This is a genomic window from Candidatus Kurthia intestinigallinarum (assembly GCF_003991225.1).
Taxonomy (GTDB): Bacteria; Bacillota; Bacilli; order Bacillales_A; family Planococcaceae; genus Kurthia; species Kurthia populi.
Genome location: NZ_JTFC01000003.1, coordinates 57797 through 70446 on the forward strand (window position 1 = coordinate 57797; position 12650 = coordinate 70446).

Consider the following 12650-nt stretch of genomic DNA (forward strand, 5'->3'; position numbering starts at 1 on the left):
AATATTTTTCTTTTTTAGCGTTCACAACGAAAAACCGGAACCGCGCCACAGTGCGGTTCCGGTTTTTATTATGCTCATAGGAGCGATTGTTTTTACACGTATGTCAAAGCTTTTTCATTTAAGCAAACGTCATTTTGGATACAACCATAAAGACAACATATACGCCAACGCCAACGAGTACAGATTGGGCGGGCTTCATAAATCCTGAGCAATAATAAATAATCATCATTAAAATAATCATACCAATGGCACCGATAATGCCATTGCGCTGCGTTAAATGAAAGTTTTCTGCCGTCATATTATGTACTTGTAAATTTAAATTCATTAATGTCAAAATCGGTAGCAATGTAATAATTCCAGATAAAAATAAATACTTTGATTGACTTAACATCGCAGCTAATAACATTACCGTACCACCAATAATAAATTGAACGATATATCCTGCCAAAATGGTTACTCCTAACTTCTCTTTATATTTTTTATCGTATGCATAAATTTTTTTCGCACTAAAGCGCTGTTTTACTTCTTTGATTTCCTACATCGTTCCACATGTTTACATTTCGGTGAATGATGCAAGAAATATCCCTTGATTCCTATTCATTGTAGTGATAATTTTAATATTAGTAAATTGAATTTATTCAATGCCATCTATATAAAAAATTTATAAGTAAGGTGAACTCTTTGAGTATATTAAAATTAAAGGCGTATATTGCCGCTGTTAAATATGGTAGCTTAACAAGAGCTGCAGAAGCATTAGACTACACACAACCAAGCATTAGTCATATGATTCATAGTTTAGAGGAAGATTATGGGTTTGCATTATTAATTCGTAGTAAAAATGGTGTGCAACCCACGGACAATGGTTCACAACTCCTACCGATTATGGAAGATATCGTCGTACGCTATGAGCATTTATCCGAAGCCGTTTATGCGATTCATGGATTAGATGTTGGAACGGTGCGCATCGGTGCGTATGCATCTGTTTGTGTCCACTGGATGCCTGAAGTATTGAAATTATTCCATGAAAAATATCCGAAGATTGCCATTCAATTATTCGAAGGAAATTCCCGTGAAATTCATGAATGGTTAGATGCAGGTAGTATTGATTTTGCGATTGGTACCATTCAGCCGACAGATACGTACCCATTCCTTCCATTAAAGGATGACCGAATGTTAGCCATTTTACCGAAGGATCATCCGCTCACACAATTAGAAAAAATAGACATTCATACCTTTGAAAAAGAATTATGCATCATGCCATATGATGATACGCATAAGGATGCTCAAGCCATTTTCAAGGCTGCTCGTGTTCATCCGAATGTAACGTATCAAATCCGTGGTGATGAAGCGATTATTGCGATGGTAAAACGTGGCTTAGGCATTACGCTATTATCTGAATTACTCGTGCAAGATCACCGTGATGATATCGAATGCCGACCAATTAGCGATGAGTGTGTTCGTACAATTGGTGTTGCTTCTAAAACAGAAATTAAAAGTTTATCACCTGCTTCTCGTACATTTATTCCGTTCTTGCAAGAATGGATTCAAAAAAATTAATAAAAAGGCTTGTTGCGAAGATGCAACAAGCCTTTTCTTTATAATAAATCTTTTAAATAGCGACGCATAAGCTTATTGGAGCCATTGCGTGGTAGTTGTTTGACGATATGAAAGGACTTCGGTACTTTATAATGTGCTAGTCGTTCATTGCAATACGCTTCTAACTCTGCACATTGTGCCTCATTTTTTGCAACGATAAAGGCTGCCGGCACCTGCCCCCATTCATCCGAATCAAGACCGCAAACACCAACTTCTTTAATAGCTGGGTGTGCTGCTAGAACATTTTCAATTTCTGCTGGATAAATATTTTCTCCACCAGAAATAATTAAATCTGAACGACGATCTACGACATATAAATATCCTTCGTCATCCAGATATCCTACATCTCCTGTATGCAACCACCCCTCTGTTGTTGACTGATGCTCGGCAAAACGGCCAATATACCCGGGTGTTACCTGCGCACTTTTCACACAAATCTCACCCACATCTCCAGGCTTTTGTGCACCATCAATGCGTAAGTGATTGAAAAATAACGGCTGTCCTGCTGAACCAATTTTTCGAAGAGCATCCTTACTTGATAATGTCGCAACTTGTGATGAAGTTTCTGTCATACCATATGTTTGTGCCGTTTGAATGCCGCGCTCAAAGCCTCGAAGTAAATAGCTCTCAGGCACTGGGCCACCACCTGCAAGAATCATTTGAAATTTGGGAGATACAACGGCATCGCGCGCTTCTAACTCTGTCAGTAAGCGCTCTAATGTCACCGCTACTGCCGACATATGCGTAACCGTCCCATTAATTAATTCTGTCGCAACGACCGCTTCATCAAATTTTTGATACAGATCGAGGCGCACACCTTGTACTAAGCATTTTACGAGCATTGAAAAGCCACTAATGTGAAATAGCGGCATCGTACAAAGCCATGCATCATCATCTCGTAACCCTGTATTATATAAAGAAGCTGTCGCGACGGCGACATGATTGCCTACTGTTTGGCGGACACCTTTTGGAAATCCAGTTGTACCCGATGTATACATAATTGTCATCGTGGCCTGTTCATCCCACGTATCATCCATTTGAAGGCTTGTTTCTGCTGTTGATTCAATTGCTGTAAAACGATAGACGGCTACTGTCGTTTCTGGTAGCTTTTCACATAATGTATCATCTGTTAAAATCGCATCAACCTTCGCATCATCAATTTGATAGGCTAATTCATACGGCGATAGGCGTAAATTTAATAACACCATCTCACATTGTAGCTGCATGCATGCAAGCATCATATGAATAATAGATGACGTGCTCGGCGCATAAATGGCAATACGACTTCCTCGTTCAATACCGAGCGTTGCAAGCTTACGTGCATAGTGCTGGGAGATTTCATTTAATTGTTCATACGTCCACGCTTCACCTTCAAAGCGTAGTGCTGTGCGATGCGGTGACATCATCGCACGTTGTGTAATCCAGTTTGGGACCACGTCGTTCACCTTCCCTAATTAAGTTATGTCCTTATTGTATCAAAAAAGACGGCATCACGCCGTAGCATGATACCGCCCTTATAGACATCGCCCTATTATGGGAAACGTGGGAATTGACCGAAGTCTGGTGTACGTTTTTCTTTGAATGCATCGCGACCTTCTTTAGCTTCATCAGAAGTGTAGTATAGAAGTGTTGCGTCACCAGCAAGTTGTTGGATCCCTGCAAGGCCATCAGAATCTGCATTGAATGCACCTTTAAGCATACGAAGTGCCATTGGTGATAATGTAAGAATTTCTTCACACCATTTTACAGTTTCATCTTCAAGTTGTTCGTAAGGAACAACTGTGTTTACTAAGCCCATATCAAGTGCTTCTTGCGCGTCGTATTGACGGCATAAGAACCAAATTTCACGCGCTTTTTTGTGACCTACGATACGTGCTAAATAGCCTGCACCGTAACCACCATCGAATGAACCAACGCGTGGACCAGTTTGGCCAAAACGAGCGTTGTCAGCAGCGATTGTTAAATCACATACGATGTGTAATACGTGTCCGCCACCGATTGCATAACCTGCTACCATTGCGATAACTGGTTTTGGTGTTTTACGAATTAATGTTTGTAAATCAAGTACGTTTAGACGAGGAATATTATCGTCACCTACGTAACCACCGTTACCACGTACTTTTTGGTCACCACCAGAACAGAATGCTTTTTCACCTTCACCTGTTAAGATGATAACGCCAATTTTTGAATCGTCACGTGCGCGAGAAAATGCATCAATCATTTCCGCTGTTGTTTTTGGACGGAATGCATTGCGTACTTCAGGACGATTAATTGTAATTTTTGCGATGCCGTTGTAAGATTCATATTTGATATCTTCGTAGACATGTTCAGTTACCCATTCACGAGTCATTGAAAAGTCCTCCTAGTAAATTAAAATTCTTTCTCTACTATTGTAACAAAAAGTTCGGGATTTTCCACATGAATTGCATGACCACAGCCATTTGCGACATGGTGCGAGCAATTTTGGAAACGTTTTTGCATCTCGATTGCTTTTAAGCAGAATTTTTGGTCTAGCTCTCCTGTAATTAAACTTACAGGACGCGGGAATGCTGGTAGTGCATCCCAGTAAGATGCTTGTGAGCCTGTGCCCATTCCGCGTAAGCTATTAGCTAGTCCAAGCTCCTGTTGCGCTAAACGTTCAGCGCGTACTTCCGCTTTCATATCGTCTGATAAGCGTGATTGAGACTGAAATAGCGGAATACTTTGCCAGTAATCAATAAATTCACGCATACCTTCGTTTAAAATGCGCTCCGCTAAATAATTGTCATGACCACGACGTTTTTCACGCTCTAAGCTATCTTCAAGGCCTGGCGAAGCACTTTCAAGAATTAACTTCTCGATACGTTCTGGATGTGTTACTGCATAGGCAAGTGCCGTGCGCCCCCCCATCGAATAGCCAAGCAATGTAAAACTTGATAGATTACGTGATGCAAAGAATTGCTCGAGCATCTCTAGTTGTGCTTCCATCGTATAATGGTCGAGTGCCTTAGGGCTTGCTGTTAAGCCATGCCCCATTAAATCAATGGCAAAAATGCGGACATCATCGCCTAATTGACCAATGACATGTTGCCATGTTTTTGTACTTCCGGTAAAGCCATGTAATAAAACGAGTGTTTTTTCTGCGCGTGGATGTATTACTTCATAATGCATATCCAGTCCTGCGACAGTTGTTATTACGCTTGCCATAAAGTATCAAGCTCCTCATTAATTGCTTGCCATAAGGCGCGGTGTGTTGCGACATTTTCCGCGCGGTCCGTCATCACTTCAATAATGCGGATGGCTTTGTTTTTAGGTGTTTGTAGCGCTGTTTCAAATGCTTCTTTCGTCGTTACATTCGCATATTCTGCATCATACATTGCAGCCAAATGCTCAAAGCCAAGTGCCGTTGGTGTACCAAATAATTGCTCGTAATGCTCCTCAACAGTAGATTGGGCTAAATACGAGAAGATGCCTCCGCCGTCATTATTCATCACGACAATCGTCAAGTCACTCGGTTGATAGCGACTCGCAATCAATCCGTTTGAATCATGTAAAAATGATAAATCACCGATTAATAAATAGGTGTCACGTTTTGAGGCATATTGGAGGCCAAATGCCGTCGATACGACCCCATCGATACCATTTGTGCCACGGTTACAGAAAATACGAATATCGCGCGTTGTTTTTTCAAAAAATGTATCAACATCACGAATTGGCATACTACTGCCCGCTACTAAATCGCTATGCTCTGGTAAATGCTTGAATAAAACGCCAGCCATAGCGCCCTCATCGGATTGTTCGGCAATATAAGCTGTACGATGACGCGCCGCAATTGTATTTGCACGTTGCCAAAGTATCGTATAGTGCTGCTGCTCAGCCGTCACCTGCACATCAAGTGTGGTGATCCATTGACCAATCGCCGCTTCAATATGATGTGTTGCCACATGCAGTGAATCACGGAATTTCGGGTCTTCATCAATGACAATATAATTCGCTGGCTTTACGGCTGTTAAAAATTGCATCAATGGTTTCGACACGGGTTGTGCACCAAAACGAATCACCGTTTGTGGCCGCATATGCGCTTTGAATGCATCATTTTTTAAGATCGCATCGTATTGTTCCACAACATATGGAAGACAATCATCTGGAATATTCGTGCGCATATGCGATAGGCTTTCAACAAGCACAGGCCATTTTGCTTGGCGCACAAAATCCCACATTGCTTGTGTATGCGTATTTTGTGCCATTTCACCTGCGATAATAAAGCCCTGTTTTGTTGCTTGTACCGTTTCTTTTAAAAATACACAAGCCGCTTTTGCCGGACGTACTTCAGCCCCAAAATGCTGTGTAAAGGTACGTGCTGGCAGTTGCTTCGTAAACTCAATTAATAATGGCTCGCGGAATGGTACATTCACTTGTACCGGACCAAATGGCGCTTGTGTGGCAACAGCAACGGCGCGCGCAATATGGCGTTCCACAAATGGTAATGTCACCTGGGCATCATCTGGAATAGGTAAATCCAACGCCCATTTCACATGATGTCCATAAAGACTTGCTTGTGCAATTGCTTGCGGTGCACCTACTTCACGTAGCTCATGTGGACGGTCTGCTGTTAACACGATTAATGGCAGACGTGCATAATATGCTTCAACAATTGCTGGGAAATAATTTGCTGCAGCTGTACCAGACGTACAAACGAGTACGACAGGTTCAGCACTTTCTTTTGCAAGACCTAGCGCTAAAAACGCCGCTGAACGTTCATCCACTTGTCGATACATATCAAACTCTTTTGTAGATGCAAACCCGTAAGCAAGTGGAGTTGACCGAGAACCTGGACTCACGACAACTTTTTTCACACCCGCTGCATATAATGACGCCACAATATTGTATACATAATCACTCAACTGTTGTTTATTAACCATGTAAGGTACCTCCAAAAGCACGTAGCATTGGACGGAATTTCACTAATGTTTCCTCATATTCACTTTCAGGATTTGAATCCGCCACAATACCACCACCTGCATAGAGATAGGCTTGATTGTCATGGACAAGTGCCGAACGAATTGCTACCGCAAACTCACCGTCACCTGCTGCATTCATCCAGCCAATTGGTGCTGCATAAAGACCGCGGTCCGTTGGTTCGTACTGACGAATCACTTCCATTGCACGACCTCGTGGTGCACCACCTAGAGCAGGTGTTGGATGTAAGTTTTTCACCATACGTAAAATGCTCGCATCGTCTTTTAATTGCCCTTCAACTGGCGTAAATAAATGTTGAATATCACGAATTTTTAATAGCTGTGGACCTTCTGGCAATGTATAGTTTGCACAGTTTTCATCAAATGATTGGCGAATCATATCCACAACATATTGATGTTCCTGTAAATTTTTCGCATCATTTAATAACTCACTACCATAAGCATCATCTTGCTCTTTTGTCGAACCACGCTTAATCGAGCCTGCTACACATGACGAATACGCATCATGGTCTTTTACCATGACAAGGCGCTCTGGGGAAGCCCCGAAGAAGAAATCCTGCCCATTTTCAAAAATAAACAAGTAGCTTTCTGGTTGCTCTGCGGTAATTTGTGCAAGCATCATTTCAGACGTAATGTCACCATCAAATGCAAGCGCTAGCGAACGCGCAATCACAACTTTATCTGCCTGTTGTTGTTTAATAAGTGCTGTGACATTTTCAATGGATTGTAAGTATTCTTCTTTATGACGTTCAATTGTTTGTGTGATTTGTGGTTTTATATGTGATGCAAGACCATTCACTTGTGCGCTATGAAGTAATTCATCGCGTTCATTGCGTAGTGATTGTTTTTTCTCTTCTGTAATAGGCTCTTCACTTACATAAAATGTACTAATAAAGATTTGCTCGTTACGAATGACTAATTGATGTGTTGCAAGTGCGAAATACGTCTCAGGAAAGGCTTGCCATTCTTCCGCTGGTGTTTTTGCAGGGTCAAATGTATAGCTTCCAAAGAAAATCGGTTGCTGTTCATGTGCATCCAAATCCGCATATTGCATTAAATTTTGCCATGCATCTTCAACGAATGCATAGCGATTTTTATGGTCATCGCTTGTTACGGTATACGCATGACCAAGGCCGACTAACGTAAATGTTTTTTCGCGGTTTTGCCAGAAGAATCGCTTTCCTTGAAACTTCGTAGCGCCCGCTTCATAAAATGCACGTGGCGATAAACTATCCATTTTCAACGTATCCATGTAAAACGATAGTTTCGCTGTTTGTTCGATATGATGGTCGCCATTTGTAATCGACAACTGTTGATTCATACAAATTCCCTCCGTCAATAGATTTTTCTCGTACGAAAACCTATTCGTAAAACTAAATTATCCTTATCTATCATACAACTTTCTCTACATTTCGGCACATATAAGCCCTTAATCCACAAAAAAAGACGCTGTTTAAAGCGCCTTGTTAAATGGGCTAAAACGCTTGTACATATCGCTCGAAGTTTTGGTAAGCAATTCCTTCTATTTGTTGTTTTGTAAAAGTTGTCTCTAATGCTGCTAATAGCTGCTGTGTATCGCCTAAATGATGTAATTTTTGAATTGTATGGTGAATGCCGTCAAAATCCGAGCCTAATCCAAGATGCTCAGCACCAACAAGATCTGCTAAATAGCTAAAATGCTTCACTAAATCTTCTAGTTCAATATTGTCCTCTGCATCTTCAACAACAAATGGTGGATTATAAACTAAATGAATATGCCCGCCATGTGCAACAAGTGCTTTTGCCTGTTCATCAGTTAAATTACGCTCATGGTCACATAATGTACGGGCATTTGAGTGACTTGCAATAATATGCTTAGCAAGTGGTAAGACGTCCCAAAAACTTTGCATATTCAAATGAGAGACATCGATAATAATATCATGTTCATTTAAACAAGTGACTACTTCTTTACCAAATGCTTTTAAGCCTTTTGTTGGGTCTTCCTGTGCACCATATGCAACTGCATTTTCAAAATTCCAAGTTAGTCCAACTAATTTAATGCCTGCATTTAAAAGCATCTTTAATTTATTTAAATCGCCGCCAATTGCATCACAGCCTTCTAAACTTAAAATCGCACCAATTTGCCCTTCTTCTAATGTCGAAAGCTGTTGCCAATCTGTAATGTGCACCATTTCAGGTTGTGTTAGTACTTGTGCTTGAAATAATTCAATTTGGCGCAGTGCTTCCATATAGCGCTCATTTTCCGGAATCACTTCATCAATAAAAATCGCAAAAATTTGCGCCTTTGCCTGTGCTTCTTTTAAATGAACAAAGCCGCATTGTAATGTCTCATCTGTTCGAAAATCTGTTGGTTGCTCACGTGATGATAGTTGGTAAAGTACATCACAGTGTAAATCAATTATTCGCATAATCCAATACCTTCTCTTTATATTAGTGTTCCTTTTATTATAGCAAAAAGACAATAAAGAAGAGAGGCACGATTTCAGCCTCTCTTCTTTATTGCTATTGGTCTGATGGTGAATCCGATGAGCCTTCTTCTAATAATTCATCTAAGCTATCTTCGCCACCCTCGCGCCCTTGAACGCCTTTCATTGGCTTATCTACATTCATACGAATCACTTCTTCTTCAACAGGACGATTTTTTTGCTGCTCCGTTAATTGCTCTGCATGTGCCACACATGTATCTGCTGTAGGAAGTGCCTCTAGCCGTTCAAAAGGAATGGGCTCACCTCCTACTACACATTTACCATATGTGCCTCTTTCAATGCGATTAAGTGCCGCTTGTACGAGCCTTAATTCATCGTCGCGTTCGCCTTCTAATGTCAATTCCATTGTCTGCTCTGTCAAATCAGAGGCGTTTTCAGCAGGATGATTTGATAATACTTCCTCACCCGGCTCAACTATACGCGTATTTTGTTGTTTCTGAATTAACGTCTCCATCATTTGTTCCAATTGCGCTTTTAAGCTTTTTAATTGTTCATCGGTCATGCTGTAACATCCTCCTTTTGTTAAATAGACTATTCCCTTAACAAAAGGACATTAATCAGTTACTTTATATAAGTATAAATCGCATCGCGTAAAAATTGTGTCATTCCTACACCATGCTGATCATAATAGGCCGTAAAGCGTTCATCAGCCACATACATATCAGCTAATGCTTGATGCATTTGTGGCGTGTAGTCCTTCCAACTGTGAATGAGCCACTGCTTGTGTAGATGTGCCGCCTCTTTTGCAGCATTTGATTGCATACCCGATTGTAAACCTAATTTTAGTTGTTCAAAAAGACGCTGTTCTAGCTGCTTCATTTCTTCGTATTGTTGTTCGGTTTTACCCATTAATTTAGCATTACTATTATCAATGGCTTCATTACCATATTTTGCACGAATTTCTTGTCCATATTGTTGTTCATTTTCTTCAATTAATGCTTTTTTAAAGCCTTCAAAACGTTCATTGTCTGTCATAATTTGCTCCCCCTTTAATTCTTGTAGTGTCCGTTGAATATTTCGCTGTAATAAAGCTAGTTGACGTTGCTGCGCTGAAATAAGTTGTTGCTGCTTTTCTAGAAGCGCTTTAAAATGCTGCTCATCCTTGAGTAGACTTGCAATATCTTCTAGCGATAAATTGAACTCTTTATAAAATAAGATGGTTTGTAGTCGCTTTAATGCTGCTTGGTCATAAAGGCGATACCCACCCTTACTATAACTCGTTGGGTGTAACAACCCGAGTTGGTCATAATAGCGTAATGTTCTCGTGGTAACATTTGCTAGTTTCGCTAATTGTTGAATGGAATACATTAATACATTCACCTCTTTTTATTAATTTAATAGATGTTTCCTTTATCGTACAGCTTGACGTAACGTTAAATGCAATAGAAAACATAAAAAAACCTGAAGAATAAATTCTTCAGGTTTCTTCTATGTATGAAGTTATGACCCCTACGGGATTCGAACCCGTGTTACCGCCGTGAAAGGGCGGTGTCTTAACCGCTTGACCAAGGGGCCTTAAATGGTGGAGTAGAGAGGATTTGAACCTCCGCGCCGGTTACCCGACCTACACCCTTAGCAGGGGCGCCTCTTCAGCCTCTTGAGTACTACTCCATATGGCTCCGTTGGCAGGACTCGAACCTGCGACCCTCTGATTAACAGTCAGATGCTACTACCAACTGAGCTACAACGGAATGATATAATAGTAAGTTCGGTATATACCTTCTACTTACTGACTCAACTATAGAATAGTGAGTAAAAAAAATAAGCGGGTGAGGAGAATCGAACTCCCGACAACAGCTTGGAAGGCTGTGGTTTTACCACTAAACTACACCCGCGTGGTGGGTTTGGACGGAATCGAACCGCCGACACTTAGAGCTTCAATCTAATGCTCTACCAACTGAGCTACAAACCCATATTAAAATTAAAAATGGCGGTCCGGACGGGACTCGAACCCGCGACCTCCTGCGTGACAGGCAGGCATTCTAACCAGCTGAACTACCGGACCATTGGTTGCGGGGACAGGATTTGAACCTGCGACCTTCGGGTTATGAGCCCGACGAGCTACCACTGCTCCACCCCGCGATAATAAATATTAAATTAAAAAATGGAGGAGGTAGAGGGATTCGAACCCCCGCGCGGTTTGACCCGCCTGTTGGTTTTCAAGACCAATCCCTTCAGCCAGACTTGGGTATACCTCCATATATATAAAGAAAAAAATAAATCGAGTTTTTTTAGATGGTGGACCTTGCAGGACTCGAACCTGCGACCGGACGGTTATGAGCCGTCTGCTCTAACCAACTGAGCTAAAGGTCCTTCTTTAGGTATGGCGGCCGAGGGGATCGAACCCCCGACCTCCCGGGTATGAACCGGACGCTCTAGCCAGCTGAGCTAGGCCGCCATAATAATAATTGGTTAGTTAAAAAAATAATGGTGGAGCCTAGCGGGATCGAACCGCTGACCTCCTGCGTGCAAGGCAGGCGCTCTCCCAGCTGAGCTAAGGCCCCATTATAAATGGTCGGAATGACAGGATTCGAACCTGCGACCCCTTGGTCCCAAACCAAGTGCTCTACCAAGCTGAGCTACATTCCGAACATAAAATAAAATGGTGCGCCCAGCAGAAGTCGAATCCACAACCTTCTGATCCGTAGTCAGACGCTCTATCCAGTTGAGCTATGGGCGCATAAAAAATATATATAAGTTAATTAAAGTTAAAATAAAATGGTGCCGAGGGCCGGAATCGAACCGGCACGGTAGTCACCTACCGCAGGATTTTAAGTCCTGTGCGTCTGCCAGTTCCGCCACCCCGGCATAATTGGAGCGGAAGACGAGGTTCGAACTCGCGACCCCCACCTTGGCAAGGTGATGTTCTACCACTGAACTACTTCCGCATTATGCAAAGATTATTTTTTAATCTGGCAATATAAAGTTTTAAAATAAAATAATGCGGGTGAAGGGAGTCGAACCCCCACGCCTTGCGGCGCTAGATCCTAAGTCTAGTGCGTCTGCCAATTCCGCCACACCCGCGTTAGAAAAATGGTGAGTCATGCAGGATTCGAACCAGCGACCCTCTGATTAAAAGTCAGATGCTCTACCAACTGAGCTAATGACTCACAATAAATTAAATTGTGATTTAAATATGGTGCCGGCGAAAGGAGTCGAACCCTCGACCTACTGATTACAAGTCAGTTGCTCTACCAACTGAGCTACACCGGCATAATAAAATGGTGGAGGATGACGGGATCGAACCGCCGACCCCCTGCTTGTAAGGCAGGTGCTCTCCCAGCTGAGCTAATCCTCCATATATAACAGCCTAGCAACGTCCTACTCTCGCAGGGGGAAACCCCCAACTACCATCGGCGCTAAAGAGCTTAACTTCTGTGTTCGGCATGGGAACAGGTGTGACCTCTTTGCCATCATTACTAGACTATTTAATTACCTTTTCTCAAGGACATTAATTATTTTAACATCATTATGAGTGAAAGTCAATTACTTTTTTAGAAAAATAATTGTTCTTTCAAAACTGGATAAACTATGACATGAAAGTATATTTGGTTAAGTCCTCGACCTATTAGTATTCGTCAACTCCGTACATCGCTGCACTTCCATCTCG

The 12650-nt window shown here is 41.8% G+C and carries 10 protein-coding genes, 19 tRNA genes and 1 rRNA gene; 1 reads left to right on the forward strand and 29 read right to left on the reverse strand.

Annotated elements, in window-relative coordinates; genetic code table 11:
- Positions 1-118: 118 nt before the first annotated feature.
- Positions 119-448 (reverse strand): GlpM family protein, encoded by a 330-nt coding sequence (locus QI30_RS00645; RefSeq protein ID WP_126989037.1) that lies wholly within the window; start codon positions 446-448, stop codon positions 119-121.
- A gap of 224 nt (positions 449-672) precedes the next feature.
- Between QI30_RS00645 and QI30_RS00650 the strand changes: the two genes are divergently transcribed.
- Positions 673-1557, forward strand: a complete 885-nt coding sequence (locus tag QI30_RS00650) for a LysR family transcriptional regulator (RefSeq protein ID WP_233600491.1) — start codon at positions 673-675, stop codon at positions 1555-1557.
- Between the two features lie 38 nt (positions 1558-1595).
- Here QI30_RS00650 and QI30_RS00655 read toward each other — a convergent pair whose 3' ends face one another.
- From QI30_RS00655 to rrf, 28 genes are all read right to left on the reverse strand, one after another.
- Complete coding sequence (locus QI30_RS00655; RefSeq protein WP_126989039.1) at positions 1596-3032, reverse strand: o-succinylbenzoate--CoA ligase; 1437 nt, start codon at positions 3030-3032, stop codon at positions 1596-1598.
- A 95-nt stretch (positions 3033-3127) separates the two neighbouring features.
- Positions 3128-3946, reverse strand: coding sequence for a 1,4-dihydroxy-2-naphthoyl-CoA synthase (menB, locus tag QI30_RS00660; protein WP_126989040.1), 819 nt, complete (start codon positions 3944-3946; stop codon positions 3128-3130).
- 20 nt (positions 3947-3966) lie between these two features.
- Positions 3967-4782 carry a 2-succinyl-6-hydroxy-2,4-cyclohexadiene-1-carboxylate synthase gene (gene menH, locus QI30_RS00665; protein ID WP_126989041.1) on the reverse strand — a complete coding sequence of 272 codons (816 nt, stop codon included), beginning with the start codon at positions 4780-4782 and terminating at the stop codon, positions 3967-3969.
- Positions 4770-6497: a 2-succinyl-5-enolpyruvyl-6-hydroxy-3-cyclohexene-1-carboxylic-acid synthase gene (gene menD / locus QI30_RS00670; RefSeq protein WP_126989042.1), complete on the reverse strand. Its 1728-nt coding sequence runs from the start codon at positions 6495-6497 to the stop codon at positions 4770-4772. The genes menH and menD overlap by 13 nt, the downstream gene beginning before the upstream one ends.
- Positions 6490-7875 carry an isochorismate synthase gene (locus tag QI30_RS00675; RefSeq protein WP_126989043.1) on the reverse strand — a complete coding sequence of 462 codons (1386 nt, stop codon included), beginning with the start codon at positions 7873-7875 and terminating at the stop codon, positions 6490-6492. The genes menD and QI30_RS00675 overlap by 8 nt, the downstream gene beginning before the upstream one ends.
- Positions 7876-8029: 154 nt before the next feature.
- The gene (locus tag QI30_RS00680; protein ID WP_126989044.1) at positions 8030-8962 is read right to left on the reverse strand and encodes a dipeptidase; all 933 of its coding nucleotides are present in this window, start codon (positions 8960-8962) and stop codon (positions 8030-8032) included.
- Between the two features lie 94 nt (positions 8963-9056).
- On the reverse strand, positions 9057-9542 hold the full coding sequence (locus QI30_RS00685) for a TraR/DksA C4-type zinc finger protein (RefSeq protein WP_126989045.1): 486 nt from the start codon (positions 9540-9542) through the stop codon (positions 9057-9059).
- 59 nt (positions 9543-9601) lie between these two features.
- Positions 9602-10348: a MerR family transcriptional regulator gene (locus tag QI30_RS00690; protein WP_126989046.1), complete on the reverse strand. Its 747-nt coding sequence runs from the start codon at positions 10346-10348 to the stop codon at positions 9602-9604.
- Between the two features lie 135 nt (positions 10349-10483).
- A tRNA-Glu gene (locus tag QI30_RS00695) sits at positions 10484-10555 on the reverse strand.
- Between the two features lie 5 nt (positions 10556-10560).
- Positions 10561-10651: transfer RNA gene (locus tag QI30_RS00700), tRNA-Ser, on the reverse strand.
- A gap of 3 nt (positions 10652-10654) precedes the next feature.
- Positions 10655-10731 (reverse strand) — tRNA-Asn (locus tag QI30_RS00705).
- 73 nt (positions 10732-10804) lie between these two features.
- Positions 10805-10875: transfer RNA gene (locus QI30_RS00710), tRNA-Gly, on the reverse strand.
- 1 nt (position 10876) lies between these two features.
- Positions 10877-10952 (reverse strand) — tRNA-Phe (locus tag QI30_RS00715).
- A gap of 16 nt (positions 10953-10968) precedes the next feature.
- A tRNA-Asp gene (locus tag QI30_RS00720) sits at positions 10969-11045 on the reverse strand.
- A gap of 2 nt (positions 11046-11047) precedes the next feature.
- A tRNA-Met gene (locus QI30_RS00725) sits at positions 11048-11122 on the reverse strand.
- Between the two features lie 23 nt (positions 11123-11145).
- Positions 11146-11238, reverse strand: a tRNA-Ser gene (locus QI30_RS00730).
- Between the two features lie 38 nt (positions 11239-11276).
- A tRNA-Ile gene (locus QI30_RS00735) sits at positions 11277-11353 on the reverse strand.
- Positions 11354-11364: 11 nt separating this feature from the next.
- A tRNA-Met gene (locus tag QI30_RS00740) sits at positions 11365-11438 on the reverse strand.
- A 30-nt stretch (positions 11439-11468) separates the two neighbouring features.
- Positions 11469-11544, reverse strand: a tRNA-Ala gene (locus tag QI30_RS00745).
- Between the two features lie 8 nt (positions 11545-11552).
- Positions 11553-11629: transfer RNA gene (locus QI30_RS00750), tRNA-Pro, on the reverse strand.
- A 14-nt stretch (positions 11630-11643) separates the two neighbouring features.
- Positions 11644-11720, reverse strand: a tRNA-Arg gene (locus tag QI30_RS00755).
- Positions 11721-11759: 39 nt separating this feature from the next.
- Positions 11760-11848 (reverse strand) — tRNA-Leu (locus QI30_RS00760).
- Between the two features lie 5 nt (positions 11849-11853).
- A tRNA-Gly gene (locus tag QI30_RS00765) sits at positions 11854-11928 on the reverse strand.
- A gap of 54 nt (positions 11929-11982) precedes the next feature.
- Positions 11983-12064, reverse strand: a tRNA-Leu gene (locus QI30_RS00770).
- 10 nt (positions 12065-12074) lie between these two features.
- Positions 12075-12150, reverse strand: a tRNA-Lys gene (locus QI30_RS00775).
- Between the two features lie 27 nt (positions 12151-12177).
- Positions 12178-12253 (reverse strand) — tRNA-Thr (locus tag QI30_RS00780).
- A gap of 9 nt (positions 12254-12262) precedes the next feature.
- Positions 12263-12338: transfer RNA gene (locus QI30_RS00785), tRNA-Val, on the reverse strand.
- A 10-nt stretch (positions 12339-12348) separates the two neighbouring features.
- Positions 12349-12464 (reverse strand): 5S ribosomal RNA (gene rrf, locus QI30_RS00790).
- Between the last annotated feature and the right edge of the window lie 186 nt (positions 12465-12650).